Source organism: Allobosea sp. Root381 (genome assembly GCF_001429395.1).
In the GTDB taxonomy this organism is placed as follows: Bacteria; Pseudomonadota; Alphaproteobacteria; order Rhizobiales; family Beijerinckiaceae; genus Allobosea.
Genome location: NZ_LMJT01000001.1, coordinates 679879 through 703558 on the forward strand (window position 1 = coordinate 679879; position 23680 = coordinate 703558).

The following is a 23680-nucleotide window of genomic DNA, read 5'->3' on the forward strand; positions in this document are numbered from 1 at the left end:
CGCGCGACACCAATCCAGGGGCGATTCGTGCGCCCGTCGATGAGGAGAAGCGCCAAGATGACGACCCGCATCACCCGCCGCCGCGTTCTCGAAGCCGGCATGCTCGCCGCGGCGGGAGCGGCGCTGCCGGGCGGCTTGAGCGGGCGTGCCTTCGCGCAGGAGGCGGAGCTGCACGGCCTCTCGACCTTCGGCGAGCTCGGCCTGCCGCCGGACTTTCCGCATTTCCCCTATGTGAACCCCAAGGCGCCGAAGGGCGGCACGCTGACGATCCAGATTAAGCGCGGCAGTGGGAACCAGAGCTTCGACACCTTCAACACGCTCAACACCTTCGTGCTGCAGGGCGACGGCGCGGCCGGCATGGATGCCTGCTTCGACAGCCTGATGTCCGGATCGGGCGACGAGCCCGGCACGCTCTACGGCCTGCTGGCGAAGAGCGTTTCGGTGTCGGCCGACAAGCTGACCTATCGCTTCCGGCTGCGGCCCGAAGCGCGCTTCCATGACGGCACGCGCGTCACCGCAGCCGACGTCGCCTTCTCGATGAACATCCTGAAGAGCAAGGGCCACCCCTCCTTTCGCCTGATGCTCAACGAACTGGCCTCGGCCACGGCCGAAAGCGAGGATGTCTTCATCGCGCAACTCTCGCCCAAGCGCAGCCGCGACCTGCACCTCATCGTCGCCGGCATGCCGGTCTTCTCGGAGAAATTCTGGTCGAACCGCAACTTCGAGGCCTCGACGCTGGAGCCGCCGCTCGGCTCGGGCGCCTACAAGGTCGGCCGCTTCGAGCAGGGCCGCTTCATCGAGTTCGAACGCGTCGCGGATTACTGGGGCAAGGACCTGCCCGTGAATATCGGCGTCAACAATTTCGACCGCGTGCGCTGGGAGTATTTCCGCGACCGGCAGGTGGCGTTCGAGGCCTTCAAGAGCGGCGTCATCACCTTCCAGGAGGAATTCACCTCGCGCATCTGGGCGACCGGCTACGATTTTCCGGCAATCCACGAGGGCAAGGTCAAGAAGGAAGCCTTGCCGAAGACCGACCCTGTCGGCTCGCAGGGCTGGATCTTCAACCTGCGCCGCGAGAAATTCGCCGATCCGCGAATTCGCGAGGCTCTCGGGCTCTGCTTCGATTTCGAGTGGACGCGCAAGACCATCATGTTCGGCTCCTATGAGCGCATGACCTCCTATTTCGAGAATTCGGATTCGAAGGCCGTCGGCAAGCCGTCCACTGAAGAGCTTGCGCTGCTCGAGCCGTTCCGCGGCAAGGTCCCGGACGAGGTCTTCGGCGAGCCCTGGCTGCCGCCGGTCTCGGATGGCTCGGGCAGCGACCGCGCCTTGCTGCGCCGCGCCGACGAAATGCTGCGCGCGGCCGGCTGCAAGCGCGAGGGCAACGTCCTGAAGCTGCCGAACGGCCAGCCCTTCGAGATCGAGTTCCTCGACTCCCAAGGGGCGCTCCAGCCGCACACCCAGCCCTTCCAAGCCAATCTGAAGCGGCTCGGCATCAACGCCACCTCGCGCCTGGTCGACCCGGCGCAGTATCAGCGGCGAACGCAGGAGTTCGACTTCGACGTGATCAGCATGGCGCTCAGCGGCAGCGCGATCCCAAGCGACACGCTCAGGGTCGTCTACGGCTCGCAGGCCGCCAAGACGCCGGGCTCGCGCAATCTCGGCGGCGTTTCAAGCCCGGCGATCGACGCGATGATCGAGGCAATCGGTCAGGCCGACAGCTATGCCGAAGTCGTCGTCGCCGCGAAATGCCTCGACCGGCTGCTGCGGGCCGGGCGCTACTGGATCCCGATGTGGTGGAATGACGAGGAATGGCTCGCCTATTGGGACATGTTCGACCGGCCGCAGACCAAGCCGAAATACGGCTCCGGCGCGCCGGGCATCTGGTGGTACAACGCCGAGAAGGCGAAGCGGATCGGGAAGGCTTAAGGCGGCATGCTGAGCTACATCGCCCGCCGCCTCGCGCTGATGGTGCCGACTTTGTTCGGCATCCTGCTGATTTCCTTCGTGATTGTGCAGTTCGCACCGGGCGGGCCGGTCGAGCGCGTGATCTCGCAGCTCCAGAACCCCAATAGCGGCGGCGTGTCCGACCGCGTCGGCGGCGGGGGCGGCGATGCCGGGGCCCAGTCCGGCGATTCCTCCTATCGCGGCGCGCAGGGGCTGGACCCCGCCTTCATCAAGGAGCTCGAGCAGCAGTTCGGGTTCGACAAGCCGGCGCATGAGCGCTTCCTGAAGATGCTCGGCGACTATGTCCGCTTCGATTTCGGCCGCAGCTATTTCCGCGACGCGCCGGTGCTGCAGCTCATCAAGGAAAAGCTGCCGGTGTCGATCTCGCTGGGCCTGTGGATGACGCTGCTCTCTTATGCCGTCTCGATCCCGCTCGGCATTCGCAAGGCGGTGAAGGACGGCTCCCGCTTCGATACCTGGACGAGCGCGGTCGTCATCGTCGGCTACGCCATTCCCGGCTTCCTGTTCGCAATCCTGCTGATCGTGCTTTTCGCCGGCGGGTCCTTCTGGCAGATCTTCCCCTTGCGAGGGCTGCATTCCGACAACTTCTCGCAACTCAGCTTCTTCGGGAAGATCGTCGACTATCTCTGGCACATCGCCTTGCCGGTCACCGCGATGGCGCTCGGTGCATTCGCAACCTCGACGCTCCTGACAAAGAACTCCTTCCTCGACGAAATCCGGAAGCAATATGTCCTGACCGCCCGGATGAAGGGGCTGTCCGAACGCGGCGTGCTCTATGGGCATGTCTTCCGCAATGCGATGCTGATCGTGATCGCCGGGTTTCCCGGGGCCTTCGTCGGTGCGCTCTTCGCCGGGTCGCTGCTGATCGAGACGATCTTCTCGCTCGACGGGCTGGGCCTCTTGTCCTTCGAGGCGATCGTCAATCGCGACTATCCGGTCGTCTTCGCCAATCTCTACATCTTCTCGCTGATCGGCCTCCTCGTGCATCTCATCACCGACCTGACCTACACCTGGGTCGACCCCCGCATCGATTTCGAGACGCGGGAAACCTGAGATGAGCGACACGTTGCTGGAAGCTCCGCCGCCTGCCGCCACGCACGCGGCTCTCCCACCCGCGCCGGACCGCGCGGGCTGGCTCAAGCTCTCGCCGATCAACCGGCGCAGGCTGAACAGCTTCAAGGCGAACAAGCGCGGCTGGTGGTCGCTCTGGATATTCCTCGTGCTGTTCGTGCTCTCGCTCTTTGCGGAGTTCCTCGCCAACGACCGGCCGCTGGTCGTGCGCTACAAGGACGAGTGGCTGTTCCCGGTCGCCGTGAACTATCCCGAAGAAAAATTCGGCGGCTTCCTCGCCACCACCGATTACCGCGACCCCGTCATCGCCAAGGAGATCGGCGAGAACGGCTTCGCGATCTGGCCGCCGATACGCTACAGCTACCGCACACATAATCTCGACCTGCCGGTGCCGGCGCCGGCGCCGCCGACCTGGATGCTCAAGGACGAGCAGTGCAAGACAATCGCCGAGCGGACCGGCGGAACGGGCTGCCGCGACCTCGAATGGAACTGGCTCGGCACCGATGACCAGGGCCGCGACGTCGTCGCGCGGCTGATCTACGGCTTCCGCATCTCGATCCTGTTCGGGCTGATCCTGTGCGGCTTCTCCTCGGTGATCGGAATCACAGCAGGCGCTATACAGGGCTATTTCGGCGGCTGGACCGATCTGATCTTCCAACGCATCATCGAGATCTGGACCTCGATCCCCGCGCTCTATCTGCTGATCATCGTCGCGGCGATCATCACGCCGAGCTTCTTCGTGCTGCTGGGAATTCTGCTGCTGTTCTCCTGGGTCGCGCTCGTCGGCGTGGTACGCGCGGAGTTCCTGCGGGCGCGCAACTTCGAATATGTCCGCGCCGCGCGCGCGCTCGGGCTCTCGAACCGCGCCATCATGGTCAAGCACCTGCTGCCGAATGCGATGGTCGCGACGCTGACCTTCCTGCCATTCATCCTGAACGGCTCGATCACGACGCTGACCTCGCTCGACTTCCTCGGCTTTGGCCTGCCTCCGGGGTCGCCCTCGCTCGGCGAATTGCTGGCGCAGGGCAAGTCGAACCTGCAGGCGCCCTGGCTCGGTCTCTCCGGCTTCATGGTGATCGCGCTGATGCTGTCGCTGCTGATCTTCATCGGCGAGGCGGTCCGGGACGCATTCGACCCGCGGAAGACGTTCGCATGAGCGCACCCCTCCTCTCCGTCCAGGACCTCTCTGTCGCCTTCCGCCAGGGCGGGAGCGAGACGCTCGCCGTCGACCGCGTTTCCTTCGACCTCGCCAAGGGCGAGACGCTCGCCATCGTCGGCGAGTCGGGCTCGGGCAAGTCGGTCTCGGCGCTGTCGATCCTCAAGCTGCTGAACTATCCCGCAGCCCACCACCCCTCCGGCAGGGTCGTCTTCAACGGCCAGGACCTGCTCGGAGCGGATGAGGACGCGATGCGCAAGGTGCGCGGCAACGACATCACCATGGTGTTCCAGGAACCGATGACCTCGCTCAACCCGCTGCACATGATCCAGCGGCAGATCGGCGAGATTTTGGAGCTACACAAGGGGCTGCGTGGCGACGCAGCCAGGGCGCGAACGCTCGAGCTGCTTGAGCTCGTCGGCATCCGCGATGCGGCGAGCCGGCTCGAGGCTTATCCGCACCAGCTTTCCGGCGGGCAACGCCAGCGCGTGATGATCGCGATGGCGCTCGCCAACGAGCCGGAACTGCTGATCGCGGACGAGCCGACCACGGCGCTCGACGTGACGGTGCAGGCGCAGATCCTGAAGCTGCTCAAGGAGCTGCAGAGCCGGCTCGGCATGGCGATGCTGTTCATCACCCACGACCTCGGCATCGTGCGGCGCATCGCCGACCGGGTCTGCGTCATGCTGAAGGGCAAGATCGTCGAGCAGGGGCCGGTGGCCGAGATATTCGGCAACCCGCAGCACGAATACACCCAGCGGCTGCTGGCAGCGGAGCCGAAGGGCCGCCCGGCGGCGGTGCCGGCTGATGCCGCGACGCTCGTCGATGCCGGGCCGATCAAGGTCTGGTTCCCGATCAAGACCGGCTTCCTGCGCCGGACGACCGGCCATGTGAAGGCGGTCGACGGCATCTCGATCAAGGTGCGAGAGGGCGAGACGCTCGGCGTCGTCGGCGAATCCGGCTCGGGCAAGACCACGCTCGGCCTGGCGATCCTGCGGCTGATCTCCTCGGAAGGTCCGATCCTCTTCCTGGGTGACCGTATCGACGGGCTGTCGAGCAAGCAGGTGCGGCCGAAGCGCAAGGATCTGCAGGTGGTCTTCCAGGATCCGTATGGCTCGCTCTCGCCGCGCATGTCGGTGGCCGACATCGTGGCGGAAGGGCTGACCGTGCAGCAGAACGAGTTGTCCTATGAGCGCCAGCGCGAGATCGTGGCGCAGGCCCTCAGCGATGTCGGGCTCGACCCCTCCGCCATGGACCGGTATCCGCATGAATTCTCCGGCGGCCAGCGCCAACGCATTGCGATCGCCCGCGCCATGGCGCTCGATCCGCGCTTCGTCGTTCTCGACGAGCCGACCTCGGCACTCGACATGTCGGTTCAGGTCCAGATCGTCGAGCTGCTGCGCGGCCTGCAGGCCAAGCGCCGGCTCGGCTATCTCTTCATCAGCCACGATCTCAAGGTCGTGCGGGCCATGGCTCATCGCGTCCTGGTGATGCAGAACGGCAAGGTCGTCGAGGAAGGACCGGCGGAGGCGATCTTCTCGGAGCCGCGCGAGCCCTATACGCAGGCGCTGCTCGCCGCCGCGCTCAACCTCGAACCGGCTGCAGCGACCGCGGTGAGAGACTGAAGCATGGCGCGCGCGATCCTGATCGTGCTCGATTCCGTCGGCTGCGGCGGAGCCGAGGACGCGCATCTCTATGGCGACGAAGGCGCCGATACGCTCGGCCATATCGCGCAGGGCTGTGCGGACGGCCGCGGCGACCGCGAAGGGTTGCGCAACGGCACCCTCGCCCTGCCTAACCTTATCCGCCTCGGCCTCGCCCATGCCTATGAAGTCTCGACGGGGCAGCCGCTCGTCGGGGCCGCGAAGCCGGCCATGACGGGTGGGCGGTATGGCTACGGCGTCGAGCGCAGCCAGGGTAAGGACACCCCGTCCGGGCATTGGGAGATCGCGGGCTGTCCGGTCGCGTTCGAATGGGGCTATTTCACTGCGCTGGACAACTCCTTCCCGCCCGATCTCGTAGCCGCGATCATCCGCGAGGGCGACATTCCCGGCATCCTCGGCAACAAGCATGCCTCGGGGACCGCGATCATCGAGGAGTTGGCCGAGGAGCATATCCGGACGGGCAAGCCGATCTGTTACACTTCCGTCGACTCCGTGCTGCAGATCGCGGCGCATGAGGAGCATTTCGGACTGGACCGGCTCTATGCGCTCTGCCGCGAGGTGCGGCGCCTGGTCGATCCGCTGCGGATCGGGCGCGTCATCGCCAGGCCTTTCGTCGGCTCCGCCGAGACAGGTTACAGCCGTACGGGAAACCGCAAGGATTTCGCGATTCCGCCAGCGGGCGAGACGATTCTCGACAGGCTGGCGGCGGTAGGGCGGGCGATCGTCACCGTCGGCAAGATCGGTGACATCTTCGCCCATCGCGCCACGGGCGAGGAGATCAAGCCCTATGGCAATGCGGCCATGTTCGAGGCGGCACTGACCGCGCTGGACCAGTTGCCGGATGGCGGCTTCTGTTTCGTCAATCTCGTCGATTTCGACACCGAATACGGCCATCGCCGCGACGTTCCGGGCTATGCGGCGGCACTCGAGGCCTTCGACGCGATGCTGCCGCGGCTGGAAGCCAGGCTGCGGCCGGGCGATCTCGCCGTGATCACCGCCGACCACGGCAACGACCCGACCTGGCCCGGCACGGACCATACCCGCGAGCATGTGCCCATCCTCGCCTTCGGCCCGGGCATCGCAGCGGAACCGCTCGGCCGGCGCGAGAGCTTCGCGGACATTGCGGCTTCGCTCGCGCAATGGCTCGGGATCGGCCCGGTCGGGCCCGGGCGAGCCTGGTAAGAGGCTCAGGCCGCGGCAACGTCCCCGCAGAAGCTCGCCACCTCTTCGCGGATGCTGCGCGCCTGTGTCGCCAGGGCCTGCGCGGCCTCCTGCACCTGCTGGGCCGCCCCATGGGCGCCCTCGGTCATCGCCTCGAAGCTGTCGACAACATCCGCGCCGCGTCTGGCACCTTCGTACGAAATCCTGACCTGATGGGCGATCTCGGAGGTCGCCTGCCCCTGCTGCCCGACCGAAACCGAGATCGCATCAGCGACGCGCTCGACATTGCCGATCGCCAGGACGATGTCGCGAATGGCCGTCAGCGAGCGCTGGGAGGCCTCCTGCATGGCGCCGATCTGGGCTGAAACATCGTCGGTGGCCTTCGCCGTCTGCGCCGACAACGTCTTGACCTCGCTGGCGACGACGGCGAAGCCGCGCCCCATCTCGCCGGCGCGCGCCGCCTCGATCGTCGCATTCAGGGCCAGCAGGCTGGTCTGCGCCGCGATGCCGCGGATCAGCTCCACCACGGTGCCGACATTGCTGCTGTTGCGCACCAGGTTTTCGATTTCCTGGCTGGCCTTGCGCGCCAGCTCCGCGGCTGCGGTGGACCCCTCAACGGAATGCGAGACATTGCGACCGATCTCGCCGATCGAAGCCGCCAGCTCGTCGCTCGCCGCCGAGAGATGCTCGATCCCTCTCATGGTCTTGTCCGCCACATCCGAGACCAGCACCGTCTTGCGCCGGGCTCGATCCGAGGTGCCGGTCAGGGCCACGGCCTCCTCCTGCATCAGGCCGGCCGCCCGGTCCAGCACCGCCATCTCCCGCTCCATCCTGGCGCGGAAGCCCTCGACGATCTCGCGCAGCTTCTCCGCGCGCCGGCTCGTTTCGTCGCTCAGGCTCTTCTCGCGCTCGGCGGTCTGGCGCTCGCGCGCGGCGATCTCGTGCGCGACCGCAAGGTTGCGCTCGTTCATCAGGAATATGCGCTCCATGATGACCGCGACAGTCGCGAGGAAGACGGTCTCCACCGCCACCACGACGGCATGCAGCATCACCCGCCACAGATCACCGCCCTGATAGAAAACCGCCGAAGGCAGCGCATATTGCAGGACGAGATGGTGCATCGCCGTCAAAGCCGCGGCCATGACGATGGGCCGCCAGTCGCAGAAGCCGGCGAGCACCGCCAGCACAGCGAAATAATACATGTGCATGTCCGGCTGCCAGGGGTGGCCGGCCATGCTGAATACCAGGATCGAGACCTGGGCGATCAGCACCATCGCGATGAAGAGCTGGGTGACGATCGCCGCGCCGCAGCGGCTGTAGAGCAGCAATGCTCCAGCGGCGAGCAGGAAGGCCAGGCTCGCGGGTAGGAAGACCTCCTCCCCGCGGAGCCAGAAGGATAGGGCCACCAGCGGCACATGCAGGAAGCCGAGCCCCAGCAGGACCCAGGCAACGCGCTGCCGGACGACATCGAGATTCCAGTTTTCGAGGCTCCGCGTCATGAAGCGGCCCGCCCGGACACCGCCGCATCGAGGCAACCGGCCAGTCCGGCCAGGGCGAGCACCATGATGGCCCCACCCGGCCGCTCAGGCGCCATCGAATCCGCCGGAGCCACGACGACGATCGAGGCGGTGCGGCCGGGGCGCAGCACGCGATGCCCGGCGGAAAGGCTGCGGGCGATCGCCTCTTCGCCCGAGACCCATGGCGGAAAGACGATGGCGAGCGGCGCGGGCTGTGCAAGCGAGGCGCCGGGCAAGGCGAGCAATGGCACGATGATGCTGGCGAGACACGCCAGCGCCAGCGCGGCACGCTCGCGGCCAGACAACGTCGCACCCCGCGACGAGCGCATCATAGTCGTTGATTCCATGGATTGCCTGCGTGCCCGAGGATCGCCCACCGGCTGTCCTCCATCAGACAATTCAATTGGATCGGTTCCGGTTAAGGGTTCCTTATGGCGGAAGCAGAATCAGTATAGCGGTGTCGTCACGTTGCCACGCCGCAACGTGATCTGGCAGCGAGCGGTCAGGCCGCCAGCCTGGTCTTGATCCGCCGCATCAGCCCGTCACGGACCTCCCGATAGGCCTCCATCATCTGCTCGCGCGAGCCTTGGACGACCGTGGGATCGACGGTGGGCCAGTATTCGACCTCGGCGGCGATGGTACGCGTCAGCTCTAGCGCCTTGTGGTGAGCTTCCGGCGACAGCGTGATGATCAGGTCGAAATTCAACCCCTCCCACTCCGCCAGATCCTCGATCGACTTGGGTTTGTGCCGATGGGCGTCGATGCCGATCTCGTCCAGCGCCGCAAGCGCGAAGGGATCGAGCACGCCGCGCCGCGCCCCGGCCGACTGGACATAGACCGATTTGCCGAAGAAATGCTTGGCCATCGCCTCGGCCATCGGCGAGCGCACGGCGTTATGCGCGCAGATGAACAGGACGCTCTGGACCCTGCGCGCGGGAGCCGGCTCCAAGCGCTCAGCCCTTCCAGTGCAGTGCGTAGATCAGGGTGAAGAACCGCCTGGCCGTGTCGAAGTCGATCTCGACCTTGCTGGCGAGGCGATCGACGAGGATGCCGGCCGCCTCGTCGTGCAGGCCGCGGCGGCCCATGTCGATCGCCTCGATCTGCGAGGGCGTCGCGGTGCGGATCGCGGCATAGTAGCTCTCGCACACCATCGCATAATCCTTGACGATCCGGCGGAACGGCGTGAGCGACAGATGGTGGGTGACCACAGGAGACCCGTCCGCCTCCCTGATTTCGAAGGCCAGCCGCCGCTCGACCATGGCGAGATGGGCGAGATAGGGCCCGCCGTCATGCCCCGGCACGGCAAAGCGGTTGCGCTCGATCAGGTCATAGATCGCGACCGCCCGCTCATGCTCCTGGTCGGGCGTGCCGCCGCCGAGCGAGGACGGGTCGAGCGTGACGCCGACCAGGCAATGCTTCGTGGGCGGATCGGGTTGGTCCATGGCGTCTCCGCTCCCGGCCGCGGCGGGAACCCTGCGTTCAGAGATTGAGCCTGATCGTCACGGAACGGCCATGCGCCTGCAAGCCCTCGGCTTCCGCAAGCTGCGTCACGGCCGGCGCCAGGGCCCGCAGGGCGTCAGGTCCGCATTTCAGCAGCGATGTCCGCTTCATGAAGTCGAGCACGCCCAGCCCCGAGGAGAAGCGGGCGGAACGGGCCGTCGGCAGCACATGGTTGGGACCGCCGACATAGTCGCCGATCGCCTCCGGCGTATGCCCGCCCAGGAAGATCGCGCCGGCGTTGCGGATCAGCCCGGAGAGACGCTCGGGGTCTGCCGTCATGATCTCGAGATGCTCCGGCGCCAGCCGGTCGACCAGCGGTACCGCGGCCTCCAGATCCGCGACCAGCAGGATCGCGCCGAACTCCTCCCAGCTCTTCGCGGCAATCCCGACGCGCGGCAGGGATTGCAGCTGCGCCCGCAGCGCCTTCTCGACCTCGGCTGCGAGCCCGGCATCGTCCGTCATCAGGATCGACTGGGCCGAAACGTCATGCTCGGCCTGGGCCAGGAGATCGGCGGCGATCCAGTCGGGATTCGCGCTGGAATCGGCGATGATCAGTACCTCGGAGGGGCCGGCGATCATGTCGATGCCGACCTGGCCGAAGACGCGGCGCTTGGCGGCGGCGACATAGGCGTTGCCGGGCCCGACGATCTTGGCGACCGGGGCGATGCTCGCCGTGCCATAGGCCAGCGCCGCGACGGCCTGCGCGCCGCCGATGCGATAGATCTCGTCGACGCCCGCAAGGCGGGCGGCGGCCAGCACGAGCGGGTTGGTTTCGCCACGCGGCGTCGGGGCGACCATCACGATGCGCGGCACACCGGCGACCTTGGCCGGCACGGCGTTCATCAGCACCGAGGACGGGTAGCTCGCCGTACCGCCGGGCACATAGAGGCCGACGGCCTCGACGGCGCTCCAGCGCCAGCCGCTTTCGACGCCGGCTGTGTCCATGAACCAGGCGTCCTGCGGCTTCTGGCGGCTGTGATAGGCCTCGATCCGGTCGCGCGCGATCTCGAGCGCGGCGAGTTGGGCCGGCGGGCAGGCCGCGACGGCCGCATCGACCTCGTCCTGCGAGACGCGCAGCGTCTGCGACGTCAGGGCCAGATGGTCGAAGCGTCCGGTATAGTCGATGACGGCTTCATCGCCGTTCTCGCGCACCGCTGCGATGATGTCGGCGACGACGCGATCGACCTCCTCGGAAACCTCGCGCTTGGCCGATAGCAGGTCACGGAACTCGCGCTCGAAGGCGGCGCTTCTGTCATCGAGCCTGATCGGCATCGCTATCCCCGGAATTTTGGTCGCAGAACCGGCTCAGGCGCCGTCGGGATGGCCCGGCGTCGCCAGCGCCTCCCAGACAGGGCCGAGGTCCTTCATCTGGGCCTCTATGCACTCGACTTCGAGCCGGATCGCGGCGCCGTCCGAGAAATGCAGGGTCACGTCCCCGGCCGGCGTGTCCCGCTCGGCAAAGCCGATCGCCAGCAGGTTCAGCACCTGATCGGGCGCCGCCTTGTCGATCTTCGTGCTGCGCACGGACAGGACGCGGTCGAAATGCAGGGCCGACAAGCGACGACGACGATGGCCTTGCGGCACGCCCTCCCAGTCGAAACGGCGCGCGGCAAGCGCAAAGCGTTTTTCCGCCGGCAGCCAGACGATATCCGCCACCTTCAGGACGGCATCCTGAAGGTGGGTTGAAACGATCGCCAGGTCATCGGCGTCGAGCGCGATGAGCTTCAGCGGGTCTGCGGCATCGTCCGACATGAACGTGTTCTGGCGGTGCCTTCCGCGGACGTCAACCGGAGATGCGCTCGACCTGCGCACCGCAACGCGTCAGCTTCGCCTCCAGCGCCTCGAAACCGCGGTCGAGATGGTAGACACGGTTGATCATGGTCTCGCCTTCGGCGGCGAGCCCGCCGATGACGAGCGAGACCGAGGCACGCAGATCCGTCGCCATCACGGGAGCGCCCGTCAGCTTGGCGACGCCTTCGACATGGGCGGCATCGCCGTCGAGCCTGATCTTCGCGCCGAGGCGCGCCAGCTCCTGGACATGCATGAAGCGGTTCTCGAAGATGGTCTCGCGGATACGCGAGGTGCCCTTCGCCTTGGTCATGAGCGCCATGAACTGCGCCTGCAGATCGGTCGGGAAGCCGGGGAACGGATCGGTGTCGACATCGACGGCTTCCAGCGGCTGGCCGTTGCGGCGCACGCGGATCCCCTCATTCGTCTCGGTGACCTCGGCGCCCGCCTTGACCAGCACGTCGAGCGCTGCCTGCAGCAGATCGGCCCGCGCGCCTTCCAGCAGCACATCGCCGCCGCTCATGGCGACCGCCATGGCATAGGTTCCGGTCTCGATGCGGTCCGGCAGGACGGCATGATGCGCGCCGCCGAGCCGCGAGACGCCGGTGACGACGATCCGGCTCGTGCCGGCGCCCTCGATCTTCGCGCCCATCTTGACGAGGCAGGCGGCGAGGTCGGCGACCTCCGGCTCGCGCGCTGCATTGTCGATCACCGTCGTGCCCTGCGCCAGCACCGCGCCCATCAGCGCCGTATGGGTGCCGCCGACCGTGACTTTCGGGAAGACGATCTCAGCTCCCTTCAGCCCCTTGGGGGCGCGGGCGAGCGCATAGCCGTTCTCGATCTCGATCTCGGCGCCGAGCTTCTCCAGCGCCATCAGGAGCAGGTCGACCGGGCGCGTACCGATGGCGCAGCCGCCGGGCAGCGAGACCTTGGCCTCGCCCATGCGCGCCAAAATGGGCGCGATCACCCAGAAGCTCGCCCGCATCGTCGAGACCAGTTCATAAGGCGCGCAGGTATCGACGATCTGGCGGGCGGTCAGCGCGATCGTCTGCCCGGTCTCGGCCGACTGGCCGATGCGCTTTCCGGCAATCGAGCGGTCGACGCCGTGGTTCGACAGGATGCGCGAGAGGGCGCTGACATCGGACAGGCGTGGCACATTGGCGAGCGTCAGCGTCTCGTCCGTGAGCAAGCTCGCGATCATCAGCGGCAGGGCGGCGTTCTTGGCGCCGGAAATCGGAATCGCGCCATTGAGGCGCTGGCCGCCGGTGATGCGGATCTTGTCCATCGTCAGGTCCTGCTAAGCCTGCCGGCTGGAGGCCGGCGGCGCTGGGGAATCTCGGTCAGGACCGTTTCGAGTCGGCCTGGGCTTGTGGTGCCGGCTCCTGCGCGGGCGCCTCTTCCGCACGTCGAGCCCGGGCCTGGGCCTTGCGGCGCTTCAGGTTCTCCCGGAGGGCGGCGGCGAGGCGCGCCTTCTTCTCGTCGTCTGCGTTTGTCTGGCGGCTCACGGCATCAACTCGGTACCGGCTTTCAACGCTCGGATCGCGGCGAATTCGCGGCGCATGGTTAGCCGCATGCGCGGTGCCGGACAAGCGCAGCCCGCCATCAACGCACCGATTCCGACGTTTTTGTCCCGGGATGCAACAGGAAGCCCCTCCCCCTCGCGTTCTCATGTCGCCGCACCTGCCAGGATGCGGTTTTTGCCCCCCTGTCCGGGGGCTCTGGAGCGACGCTTGTCGGGCATGCGGCTTGCTCTGCGGCGCGGGGCGCTCCGCCGTTGTTCGCGCCCGGCACAGCTTCCAGCCCAGAACATCACGTTAGGAAATAAAGATGAATGTAATTAACCATTTCTGCCAGATTTCGTTTACAGTTCATTAACTTCGATTACCGTGAGGCCAACGTCCTCGATGCGTGGCTAAGGCGGGATCAACGGCATGTTTCAGTCTTTCGGTTCCATTATGGATCTCGCCCCCGCCGCCGTTCGCGAGAGCTGCGAGGTCACCGAGGCGATCCGGCACAAGGCCGGCTTCCTGCCCGAGACGCGGCTCAGCTACGAGCCGGAGATCAAGACGCTCTGGGTGACGATCCAGCCCGAGCTGAAACCGGTCTTCACGCTCCAGCTGCTCGACAGCCTCGTGAAGATCCAGAATGCGATCCTCGCGCTCTGGGGAGCCCCCGACCAGTATCAGCGCGCCCCGGTTCGCTTCCTCGCCTTCCGGGGGACGGGGCCGTTCTTCACGCTCGGCGGCGATCTCGATTTCTATCTCGACTGCCTGGCCAAGAACGACCGTGCGGCGCTCGCAGAGTATGCGCGGCTCTCGACCGAGGGGGCGGTGATGAATGCGAGCGGGCTGAAGGGGCTCGTGGTGACGCTGTCCACCATCCACGCCAAGGCGATCGGCGGCGGCATCGACGCGCCGCGTTCATGCAACGTCATGATCGCCGAGGAGCAGGCCTCCTTCGTCTACCCGGAAATCAAGTTCAACCATTTCCCGATCACCGCGGTCGCGATCCTGTCGCGCCGGATGGGTCCGCGCGCTGCCGAGCAGATGCTTCTCTCCGGCGAGGAGATGAGCGCCCAGGAATTCCTGGAGGCCGGCGGGCTGGAGGCCGTCGTGCCGACGGGCACCGGCGAAGCCTGGATCCGCAAATATGCCAGCGACTCGCTGCCGATGCATGCCGCCAAGACCGCGCTGTTCTCGGCCTTCAACAACCGGGCGGGCGATCTGAAGGCGGAGCTTGCGGATCTCGGCCAGCTCTGGACGGATTGCATGCTGCGGCTCAGCCCGAGCGCGATCTCGAAGCTGCAGCGGATTGCGCAGACGCAGGACCGCATGCTCGCGCGGGTCTACCAGCAGGCCGCCTCGACCGCCCTGACGCCCGGCAGCTGAGCCCGCAAGGGCAGGCAGAGCGCCCCCACACCAAACATTTACCTCTAAGCCCCTACATCCTGCGAGCGGCGGGGATCGCGGGCGCGGCCAGCGCGCGTCCCTGCGACCGCAAGGGCAGAGTGGATGGCGGGCGCGCTGAAGCGACTATGGAACGCCAGATTGCGCGAGCCGGGAGAAGGTTTCGACCTGCCCGGCTACGCGCTGCTGGTCAATTCGCTATTCTCCTCGCCGGCCTCGATCATCCCGGGCGGCGTCGCCGGCATCCTGACGCCTTTCCTGTGCTGGGTGTCGACCGGCCTCGACCTGTTCCTGAACCTGACATTCCTGGTGTCGGCGGTCGTCGCCCTGCGCCTGGTTCATTTCGTCGCCTATCGCCGGGCCGACCACTCCAAGGACGGCTATTGGGAAACACGGCGCTGGGACCGCGACTATTTCCTGGGCGCTACGGCCTTCAGCGCCGTGCTCGGCTACAGCTGCTATGCCGCGCTGGCGCATACGGACGATCCGGCCGCCCATATCACCTCGGTGTCCTCGACGATCGCGATGGCCTCCGGCTATGTGGCGCGAAACGCTGGCCGGCCGAAATTCGTCGCAGTCCAGCTGCTGACCTTCTGCGTGCCGATGGCGATCGGCCTGATCCAGGCCCATAACCCGTATTATCAGTACATCGGCTACTTCACCTTTCTCTACGTGGCGGCCAACATCGCCATCACGAACTCGCTGCACCGCAATCTCGTCGCCCTGAGCGACGCGACCAAGCAGTCGAAAGCACTGGCCTCGGCCCTGCATTCGCAGAACCTCACGCTCGACGCCGCGCTCAACACGATGATCCATGGGCTGGCGATGTTCGACCGCGACCTGAAGCTCGCGGTCAGCAATGCGCCGCACCGGGCCCTCTACGGGCTGCCCGAGACGCTCGCGCTGCCCGGCACCCCGATCACCGCGATCGGCCGCTTTCTGGTCGAACGCCAGGTCGTCGCGGCCGGACAGCTGCGCGACCTCAGGGAGGCGCTCGTCGAGATCCAGCGCACCCAGCAGACGACGAACCGCGAAATCCAGACCCGCGGCGGCAGGGTTCTCGTCGTGACCTTCGCTCCGGCGGCGGAGGGCGGCGTGCTGATGTCGACCGAGGATGCCACCGAGCGGAAGGCGACCGAGGCGCGCATCGAGCAGATGGCACGCTTCGACGAGTTGACCGGCCTCGCCAACCGCTTCGAGTACAACGGCAACATCGCGGAAGCTTTCGGCCGGCTGGAGCGCACCGGCGACCCCTTCGCCCTGCTCTATCTCGATCTCGATGGCTTCAAGCAGGTCAACGACAGCCTCGGCCACGACATCGGCGACCGCGTCCTGATGGAGACCGCCAGTCGCCTGCAGAGCGCGATCCGCGGCAGCGATGTCCTCGCCCGCTTCGGCGGCGACGAGTTCCTGCTGATCCTGCCGGCGGCGAACCACGCCGTGGTCACGGTCATCGCCCAGCGCATGATCGACGCCATGACCAAGGCCTTCACGATCGACAACAAGACGGTCTACGTCACGGCCAGCATCGGCATCGCGATGGCCCCCTTCGACGGCGCAACCCCGGCCGACCTGCTGCGCCACGCTGATACCGCGCTCTACAAGGCCAAGGCCGCCGGCCGCAACACGCTGATGTTCTTCAACCCGGCCATGGCCGAGGAGATGCTGGAGCGGCACGAGATCGAGGTCGATCTGCGCCAGGCCTGCGAGGATGGCCTGCTCGAGCTCTACTATCAGCCGATCATCGACCTGCGGACGGGCGAAACCGTTTCGCGCGAGGCGCTGATGCGCTGGCGCCATCCGACGCGGGGCATGGTGCCGGCCGGATTGTTCATTCCGGTGGCGGAACAGTCGGGGCTGATCGCGACGATGGGCGATTGGGCGATCCGGCAGGCCTGCAAGGACGCCGCCTCCTGGGAAGACAACATCGGCGTCTCGGTCAACATCTCGCCGCTGCAGTTCCGCGAACCGCGCCGCCTCGTCCAGGCGGTGAAGGATGCCCTGATTTCGTCCGATCTCAGCTCGCGCCGGCTGACTCTGGAGGTGACGGAATCACTGCTCATCGAGGACAACAAGACGACGCTCGCAGCAATGGACGAGCTGCGGACGATCGGCATTACCTTCGCACTGGACGATTTCGGAACCGGCTACTCGTCGCTGGCCTATCTCTCGACCTATCCGTTCGCCCAGGTGAAGATCGACCAGAGCTTCACCCGGACCGTCCATTCGAGCGAGGCCTCGAAGGCGATCATCGAGGCGGTCTGCCAGCTTGCGCGCCGCCTTTCGATGAATGTCGTCGTGGAAGGTATCGAGACCGAGCAGCAGCGCGTCGCCGTGCAGCTGCTCGGGGCGCAGCGCGCGCAGGGCTATCTCTTCGGCAGGCCGGAGCCGGTGCCGAATGTCCACCCGCCCAAGGGCCGCAACGTCGCCTGAGCGCAGCGCGGCGAAGCGACGCCAGGCGCCGAGGCGAGGAAATTTCCGGCGCGCCGAGCGCTTCCCACCCTGATTGCAGCCGATCCGCGCTTGATTCTGCTCACCCGGCAACGCATCTGCAGCATTCAGATACGTCAGGAGCCTGGGAGCCAGCATGACTTCGCCCGCCAGCCCACCAATCCCAGACCGCCGAGGCCGGCCTGGCGTTCCTTCGCGGATACGAAGGATGGAGGGGGCGGCGTGAGCGATAGCGCGGCGTCGGCTGCCAAGCCCGCTGTCCTGACGCCGGATCTCTGCGTCATCGGCGCCGGTACGGCGGGGCTCTCTATTGCGACGGCAGCGGCCGCCTTCGGGGTACCCGTGGTGCTGGTCGAGCGCGACCGGATTGGCGGCGATGTCGGCGGAACGGCGACCACGGCACTGGTCGCGGCCGGCGCAGCCGCGCAAGCCATCCGCGATTCGGGCCGTTTCGGCGTCGCCGCCGGCGAGCTGGCGATCGACTACGCGCGGGTCCACGACCATGTCCAACGGGTACTCGCGGCGGCTGTGCCGAATGCCTCGTCCGAACGGATGACCGCGCTGGGCGCGATCGTGCTCCGCGGCGAGGGCCGCTTCATCAGCCGCAGCACGCTTGCGGTGGGCGAGCAGAGGATCAAGGCTCGCCGTTTCGTCATCGCCACGGGGGCAAACACCGCAGCACCCGCCATCCCGGGACTCGGCGAGGTGCCCTGCCTCACCGCCGCGACGCTGGCCGGGCTGACGCGCCGGCCGGAGCGCCTTCTCGTGCTCGGCGGCAGCGCGGCCGGGGCTGCGCTCGCGCAGGCGATGCGGCGGCTCGGCAGCGAGGTCACGCTGATCGACGAGGCTCGCCTGCTGAGCGGGGAAGACCCCGAAGCGGTTTCGATCCTGCGCCGGGCTCTGCTGCGCGAAGGCATCGCCCTGCATGAGCAGGTAGAGCTCGTGCAGGCGCAAGCCGTCAGGAGTGGCGTGCGACTCACCTTCGCCAGCGCGGAAGCTGGCGCCGAGCAGACCGTCGAAGGCACGCATCTCCTGGTCGCCGCCGACCCCCGGCCGGCGATCGAGGCTCTCGACCTCGAACTCGCGGGCATCGCCCATGGCCCGGACGGCGTGAAGGTGGACCGGAGGCTGCGCAGCACGAACCGGCGCGTCTACGCCATCGGCGGCGCTGCCGGCGCTCCTGGTGGTGGGCAGGTCGGCGAGGAGCATGCCAGACTCGTGCTGCGCAATGCGCTCTTCCGGCTGCCGGGCCGGTTCGAGCCGGCGGCGGTGCCGCATGTCACGCTGACCCGGCCGGAGCTCGCCCGCATCGGCCTTTCCGAGGACGAGGCGCGTAGCCGTGCCGGCGCGATCCGCGTGCTACGCTGGCCCTATGCCGAGAGCGAACGCGCGCAAGCGGAGCGGGTGACCGACGGCTTCGTCAAGCTGGTGACGAACGCCAAGGGCCGCGTGCTGGGTGTCAGCATCGTCGGCGCCGGAGCGGGCGAGTTGATCGCGACCTGGAGCCTCGCACTCAGGGCGGGCATGACCGCGTCGGAGATGGCACAGCTCGTCATGCCGCATCCGACCTTGCCGGAGATTTCGAAACGGGCCGCGACCTCCTTCCTCGTTCCCATGGCGACGAAGCCCGGTCTGCGCCGGCTCATCGGCTTCCTGCGCCGTTTCGGGTAGGATCGGCGCGATGGATTCACATTTGTCCAACAGGAATCAGCTCTCCGTCAGCCTGCCGCGCGGCCTGACCCGGCTCGGGCTGTCGGCGAAGCTGCTCGTCCTGACGGTGCTCTTCGTCATGCTGGCGGAAGTGCTGATCTATCTGCCCTCGGTCGCCAATTTCCGGCGCAACTGGCTGAACGACCGGCTTGCGGCGGCGCAGATCGCCGTGCTCGTCCTCGAAGGCGCGCCCGAGGAAGGCCTGCCCGAGGGCAGCGAGAACCGCCTGCTGATGGGCGTCGGCGCGCGGGCCATCGCGGCGCGCGTCGGCGGCGCACGCCGTCTCCTCAGCCTGGATTCGATGCCGCCGGCCGCCGTCGCCCGCACCGTCGACCTGCGCAGCCTCAGCTGGCTCGGCTCGATCCGCGAAACGCTGGAGACGCTGGTGTTGCCGCCAGCGGAGTTACCGATCCGTGTCATCGGCGAGGCGGTCGGCGGGGCCGATTTCGTCGAGTTGATCATCGACGAGGCGCCGCTGCGGCGCGCCCTGCTGAAATTTGCCGGCACCCTCCTGCTGCTTTCGCTGCTGATCTCGGGCTTGAGCGCGGTCGCCGTCTATGTCGCCCTCAACTGGATGATCGTCGGGCCGATCCGCCAGCTTGCCGCCAATGTGATGGAATTCGAGATCGACCCAGAGAACCCGCATCGCATCATCGAGCCGACGCGGCGGGCCGACGAGATCGGCGAGGCGCAACGCGCGCTCGCCCGCATGCAGATGACGCTCGCCGGCGAACTGCGGACCAAGAAACATCTCGCCGAGCTCGGGCTCGCGGTCAGCAAGATCAACCACGATCTGCGCAACATGCTGGCGGCGGCGCAGCTGATGTCGGATCAGCTCACCGAGACGCGCGACGCCAAGATCAGGCGGTTCGCGCCCCGGCTGATCGCCACGCTCGGCCGCGCCATCGATTTCTGCCAGGCGACGCTGGCCTATGGCCGGGCTGCGGAAGCGACCCCCGTCCTCAAGGATGTGGCCTTGCGCCAGCTCGTGACCGAACAGGCCGAGATGCTCGGGCTCTCCGACAACAAGCAGCTGGTCTTCCGCAACGAGGCTCCGTCCGAGCTGATCGTGCCCTGCGACCCTGACCAGATGGCGCGCGTCCTGCTCAACCTGATGCGCAATTCGGTGCAGGCGCTGACCCAGGCCGGCACGGCGGAAGACGGGCAGCCGACGCTGACCGTCAGGGCGGAGAACGGCAGCGGCTCCGTCATCCTGCGCATCGCCGATAACGGCCCCGGCGTGCCCGAGCGCGCGCGGGCAAACCTGTTCCAGGCCTTCCGCGGCTCGGTCACGCCCGGCGGAACGGGGCTTGGCCTCGCCGTCGCCGCGGAGCTGGTACGCCTTCATGGCGGCGCGATCGCACTCGAGCCGTCGGAGATCGGCGCCGTGTTCAGGGTGACGCTGCCGTCACGGCGGCAGGCCGCTGCCTGAGATCGACGCGACCTACTGGCTCGCCCAGATCACGCGGGCCATGAATGCGATCTCGGAGAGGTTCAGCAGCCGATCGGCATGATCCGGATTGAGCGAGGCGAGCTCGATCGTCTTGGCGGTCTGGCGCTTGAGCTGCTTGGCCAGAACCTCGCCCTCGACGGTCTTGACCACGACCCGGTCGCCACGTCGGACGGTTGCCGTCGGCGAGACGATGATGGTGTCGCCGTCACGATAGAGCGGCAGCATCGAATCGCCGGATATCTCGAGCGCATAGGCCTTCTCGTCGGTGCCCCCCGGAAAGGCGACTTCCTCCCAGCCGGTGCCGACGGGGAAGCCGCCATCGTCGAAGAAGCCGCCCGACCCCGCCTGGGCGAAGCCGATCAGCGGGATGGTGCGGACCGGCGCCACGCCGCGCCGCATCACCACGCTCATGAACTCGTCGAGGGAAGCGCCGGTCGCGGCGAGGATCTTGGCGATCGATTCGGTCGAGGGCCAGCGTTCGCGCCCGTCCGGGCCGATGCGCTTGGAGCGGTTGAAGGTGGTCGCGTCGAGCCCCGCCTTGCGCGCCAGGCCCGAGGCAGTGAAGCCGTAGCGCTCGGCAAGCGCGTCGATCGCGCTCCAGATCTGGTCGTGGGAGAGCACCGCGAAGCCCTTGCAGGAGAGGTCGCCGATCGGGCGGGGATCGAAATAGGAAATATCCCCTATCCGATAAGACTTCAATCTGATTTGCATGGGCCGGCGGATTAAAATTGCCCAAGCCGCCCGGCAGCCGCTATGCCGTCCGCCAGCTTTATCCGGCGAGGTCACGCGTGCCGCTCATCTACAAGATCTGTCCCGACGCGCTCTGGCGCGAGGCCGAGGCCGCCGGTCGTTTTTCCGGCGCGCCGATCGACCTCGCCGACGGCTACATCCATTTCTCGACGGGCGCGCAGCTGCGCGATACCGCCGCGAAGCACTTCGCCGGCCAGCGCGGGCTGCTGCTGATCGCGGTCGACGATGCCCGGCTCGGTGCGGCCCTACGCTACGAGCCCTCGCGTGGGGGCGCCCTGTTCCCGCATCTCTACGCTCCGCTCGATCCGAGGATCGTGCGCTGGGTGGCGCCGCTGCAAGACGGCCCGGACGGGTTGCACATCATTCCGGAGGACGTCGCGTGATCGGTTCCCTGTTCAGCCTCGCCCGTCCCCTGATCCATCGCATGGACGCCGAAGCCGCGCATCGGCTGACGGTCGCGGCGCTCGCAGCCGCCCCGTCGCTGCGCCCGGCTGCCGACGACCCGGTCCTCGCGACCCAGGCCTTCGGCCTGTCCTTCGCCAATCCGGTCGGCCTCGCAGCCGGCTTCGACAAGCATGCCGAGGCCGTCGACGGCGCGCTCGGGCTCGGCTTCGGCTTCGTCGAGGTCGGCGGCGTGACGCCCCTGCCCCAGCCCGGCAACCCGAAGCCACGCGTGTTCCGCCTCATCGAGGATGAGGCCGTGATCAACCGCTACGGGCTGAACAGCGAGGGCATGGAGGCGGTGGCGCAGCGGCTCGCGGCAAGGCGCGCGCGCGGCGGCATCGTCGGCGTCAATCTCGGCGCCAACAAGGATTCAACCGATCGCACCGCCGATTACGCCGTGCTGACGCGGCGGCTCGCGCCGCTCGCCGATTTCCTGACGATCAACGTCTCCTCGCCAAATACGCCCGGCCTGCGCGACCTGCAGGCCGAATCGGCGCTCGACGACTTGATCGCGCGGTCACTCGCCGCGCGCGACGAGGCCGCCGCCGGCGGCCGGCTCACCCCGATGCTGCTCAAGATCGCCCCCGACCTGACGCTACCTGAGCTCGACGGCATGGTCGCGGTCGCCCGCAAGCGCGGCATCGACGGCATGGTCGTGTCCAACACGACGGTGGCGCGGCCGGAAAGCCTGCGCAGCGTGGAGAAGACCCAGACGGGCGGGCTCTCGGGCCGCCCCCTGTTCCAGCCGTCGACGCGCCTGTTGGCCGAGACCTTCCTGCGGGTCGAGCGCCAGTTCCCGCTGATCGGCGTCGGCGGCATCGATTCGGCCGCCACCGCTTTCGCCAAGATCCGGGCCGGCGCCGATCTCGTGCAGTTCTATTCGGCGATGGTCTTCCAGGGGCCAGGGCTGGTGAAGACGGTCAAGGCCGGGCTCGCAACCGAGGCGCGCAAGGCAGGCCTGTCGAAGCTCAGCGCGCTGGTCGGGCGCGACGCGCAGGCGATCGCGCGCGGCGAGCGCCTCTGAGGCGGATCGATCCGCCGCTCGCCCGGAGAGCGCTCAGCGCCGCGCCGCGAAGAGCCGCGCCAGCAGCCAGAGCGGCACCACGATCAACGCGCCGGCGATGACCCATTGCCCGACCTCGCGCACCGCGCCGAAGCCGAGATCACCGAGCGAACGCACGAAGCGCGCCACGACCTCGTAGAGCCCGCGCGGCGACAGGCCGAGAAAGGCCATGGCGGCGCCGACCAGAAGCGAGATGAAGAGCAGCCGCACGAGCACGGAGAGCGGAGAGCCGCCGAGGAAGCGATCGATGTTGCCGTTGGCCATGGCTGACTTATTCCCAATACGCGTAGACCTGATTCCCGGTCGGAGCCCCCGGCCGCTTGACCGGGGCTGACGCCGTCGAAATCAAGAGGTCGTTGAGGCGCCGGCCGTGGCCCAGGCGGTGCCGGCGATCTTGGCGGCAGCGATCACGGCCTGGGTGCGGCTGTCAACGTCGAGCTTGGTCAGGATGGCCGAGACATGAGCCTTCACCGTCGCCTCGGAGACGCCGAGCTCATAGGCGATCTGCTTGTTCAGGAGCCCTTCGGACAGCATCATCAGCACGCGCACCTGCTGCGGCGTCAGCGTCGAGAGATTGCGGACCATGGTCGCGGTCTCGGCATCCACGGGCGCATTGAGATCGATGCCCGGCGGGGTCCAGACGCCGCCCTCGAGCACCGCCCGGATCGCCTCGCCCATCTGCTCGACATCCGCCGTCTTCGGCAGGAAGCCGAGCGCGCCGAACTCGATGCAGCGCCGGATCACGGACGGATCGTCATTGCCGGAAACGACGATGACCGGGATCTCGGGGTGGTCCGCGCGCAGGAAGAGCAGGCCCGAAAAGCCCTGGACACCCGGCATCGTCAGGTCGAGAAGCACGAGATCGGCGTCGCCGCCACCGTCGAGCGCCTCGGTGAGCGCCTCGAGCGAGCCGACTTCGCTGACATCGGCACCTTCGATCGCCGTGGACACGGCCTGCCGCAGCGCGCCCCGGAAGAGCGGGTGATCATCCGCGATCACGATGCGTGTCGAAGGCTGCCGCTTCATATCAAACCGATCTCCTTGCCCAGCCGCTATCCTGCCCCAGATCGGCGCCCGA

At 67.4% G+C, this 23680-nt stretch carries 22 protein-coding genes; 11 read left to right on the forward strand and 11 right to left on the reverse strand.

From position 1 onward, the window contains the following. Positions 1-57: 57 nt before the first annotated feature. From ASE63_RS03170 to ASE63_RS03190, 5 genes are read left to right on the forward strand one after another with little or no spacing between them, the layout of a single operon-like run. Entirely contained in the window at positions 58-1929 is a 1872-nt protein-coding gene (locus ASE63_RS03170) for an extracellular solute-binding protein (RefSeq protein WP_056796236.1), read from the forward strand. Between the two features lie 6 nt (positions 1930-1935). Next, entirely contained in the window at positions 1936-3021 is a 1086-nt protein-coding gene (locus ASE63_RS03175; RefSeq protein WP_056796238.1) for a microcin C ABC transporter permease YejB, read from the forward strand. A 1-nt stretch (position 3022) separates the two neighbouring features. Further along, on the forward strand, positions 3023-4195 hold the full coding sequence (locus tag ASE63_RS03180; RefSeq protein WP_082609590.1) for an ABC transporter permease: 1173 nt from the start codon (positions 3023-3025) through the stop codon (positions 4193-4195). Then, positions 4192-5820 carry an ABC transporter ATP-binding protein gene (locus tag ASE63_RS03185; RefSeq protein ID WP_056796244.1) on the forward strand — a complete coding sequence of 543 codons (1629 nt, stop codon included), beginning with the start codon at positions 4192-4194 and terminating at the stop codon, positions 5818-5820. Before ASE63_RS03180 ends, ASE63_RS03185 begins: the two co-directional genes overlap by 4 nt. A gap of 3 nt (positions 5821-5823) precedes the next feature. Continuing rightward, on the forward strand, positions 5824-7041 hold the full coding sequence (locus ASE63_RS03190; RefSeq protein ID WP_056796246.1) for a phosphopentomutase: 1218 nt from the start codon (positions 5824-5826) through the stop codon (positions 7039-7041). Between the two features lie 5 nt (positions 7042-7046). Here the strand turns inward: ASE63_RS03190 and ASE63_RS03195 are convergent, their stop codons facing one another. From ASE63_RS03195 to ASE63_RS27045, 8 genes are all read right to left on the reverse strand, one after another. After that, on the reverse strand, positions 7047-8519 hold the full coding sequence (locus tag ASE63_RS03195) for a methyl-accepting chemotaxis protein (protein ID WP_056796249.1): 1473 nt from the start codon (positions 8517-8519) through the stop codon (positions 7047-7049). After that, a complete protein-coding gene (locus tag ASE63_RS03200) occupies positions 8516-8884 on the reverse strand; it encodes a hypothetical protein (RefSeq protein WP_156410154.1) in 369 nt (122 codons plus the stop codon). The genes ASE63_RS03195 and ASE63_RS03200 overlap by 4 nt, the downstream gene beginning before the upstream one ends. Positions 8885-9039: 155 nt before the next feature. Further along, the gene (locus tag ASE63_RS03205; RefSeq protein ID WP_056796255.1) at positions 9040-9486 is read right to left on the reverse strand and encodes an arsenate reductase ArsC; all 447 of its coding nucleotides are present in this window, start codon (positions 9484-9486) and stop codon (positions 9040-9042) included. Positions 9487-9490: 4 nt separating this feature from the next. After that, positions 9491-9979 (reverse strand): UPF0262 family protein, encoded by a 489-nt coding sequence (locus ASE63_RS03210; RefSeq protein ID WP_056796259.1) that lies wholly within the window; start codon positions 9977-9979, stop codon positions 9491-9493. A 37-nt stretch (positions 9980-10016) separates the two neighbouring features. Continuing rightward, positions 10017-11309: a histidinol dehydrogenase gene (gene hisD, locus ASE63_RS03215; protein ID WP_056796262.1), complete on the reverse strand. Its 1293-nt coding sequence runs from the start codon at positions 11307-11309 to the stop codon at positions 10017-10019. Between the two features lie 33 nt (positions 11310-11342). Continuing rightward, on the reverse strand, positions 11343-11789 hold the full coding sequence (locus tag ASE63_RS03220; protein WP_056796265.1) for a DUF2948 family protein: 447 nt from the start codon (positions 11787-11789) through the stop codon (positions 11343-11345). Between the two features lie 31 nt (positions 11790-11820). After that, a complete protein-coding gene (murA, locus tag ASE63_RS03225) occupies positions 11821-13110 on the reverse strand; it encodes a UDP-N-acetylglucosamine 1-carboxyvinyltransferase (protein WP_056796268.1) in 1290 nt (429 codons plus the stop codon). Between the two features lie 55 nt (positions 13111-13165). Further along, positions 13166-13414 carry a hypothetical protein gene (locus ASE63_RS27045; protein WP_156410155.1) on the reverse strand — a complete coding sequence of 83 codons (249 nt, stop codon included), beginning with the start codon at positions 13412-13414 and terminating at the stop codon, positions 13166-13168. Positions 13415-13756: 342 nt separating this feature from the next. On the opposite strand from ASE63_RS27045, the gene ASE63_RS03230 reads away from it, so the two are divergent. The 4 genes from ASE63_RS03230 (at position 13757) to ASE63_RS03245 (ending at position 20324) form a co-directional block, all read left to right on the forward strand. Further along, positions 13757-14713: an enoyl-CoA hydratase-related protein gene (locus tag ASE63_RS03230; protein WP_082609591.1), complete on the forward strand. Its 957-nt coding sequence runs from the start codon at positions 13757-13759 to the stop codon at positions 14711-14713. 123 nt (positions 14714-14836) lie between these two features. Further along, the gene (locus ASE63_RS03235; RefSeq protein WP_082609592.1) at positions 14837-17164 is read left to right on the forward strand and encodes an EAL domain-containing protein; all 2328 of its coding nucleotides are present in this window, start codon (positions 14837-14839) and stop codon (positions 17162-17164) included. A gap of 240 nt (positions 17165-17404) precedes the next feature. Next, positions 17405-18853: an FAD-dependent oxidoreductase gene (locus ASE63_RS03240; protein WP_244491252.1), complete on the forward strand. Its 1449-nt coding sequence runs from the start codon at positions 17405-17407 to the stop codon at positions 18851-18853. A 10-nt stretch (positions 18854-18863) separates the two neighbouring features. Further along, positions 18864-20324 carry a HAMP domain-containing sensor histidine kinase gene (locus tag ASE63_RS03245; protein WP_056796275.1) on the forward strand — a complete coding sequence of 487 codons (1461 nt, stop codon included), beginning with the start codon at positions 18864-18866 and terminating at the stop codon, positions 20322-20324. A 12-nt stretch (positions 20325-20336) separates the two neighbouring features. On the opposite strand, the gene ASE63_RS03250 is transcribed toward ASE63_RS03245, so the two are convergent. Then, complete coding sequence (locus tag ASE63_RS03250; protein ID WP_056796670.1) at positions 20337-20966, reverse strand: helix-turn-helix transcriptional regulator; 630 nt, start codon at positions 20964-20966, stop codon at positions 20337-20339. 167 nt (positions 20967-21133) lie between these two features. Here ASE63_RS03250 and ASE63_RS03255 point away from each other — a divergent pair, with 167 nt between their 5' ends. Together ASE63_RS03255 and ASE63_RS03260 are read left to right on the forward strand one after the other, a co-directional pair. After that, positions 21134-21478: a DUF952 domain-containing protein gene (locus ASE63_RS03255; RefSeq protein WP_056796674.1), complete on the forward strand. Its 345-nt coding sequence runs from the start codon at positions 21134-21136 to the stop codon at positions 21476-21478. Next, the gene (locus ASE63_RS03260; RefSeq protein WP_056796278.1) at positions 21475-22563 is read left to right on the forward strand and encodes a quinone-dependent dihydroorotate dehydrogenase; all 1089 of its coding nucleotides are present in this window, start codon (positions 21475-21477) and stop codon (positions 22561-22563) included. Before ASE63_RS03255 ends, ASE63_RS03260 begins: the two co-directional genes overlap by 4 nt. 33 nt (positions 22564-22596) lie before the next feature. Here ASE63_RS03260 and ASE63_RS03265 read toward each other — a convergent pair whose 3' ends face one another. Beyond that, complete coding sequence (locus ASE63_RS03265; protein ID WP_056796281.1) at positions 22597-22866, reverse strand: DUF6460 domain-containing protein; 270 nt, start codon at positions 22864-22866, stop codon at positions 22597-22599. An 81-nt stretch (positions 22867-22947) separates the two neighbouring features. Further along, positions 22948-23628 (reverse strand): response regulator transcription factor, encoded by a 681-nt coding sequence (locus ASE63_RS03270; protein WP_056796284.1) that lies wholly within the window; start codon positions 23626-23628, stop codon positions 22948-22950. Positions 23629-23680: the final 52 nt, after the last annotated feature.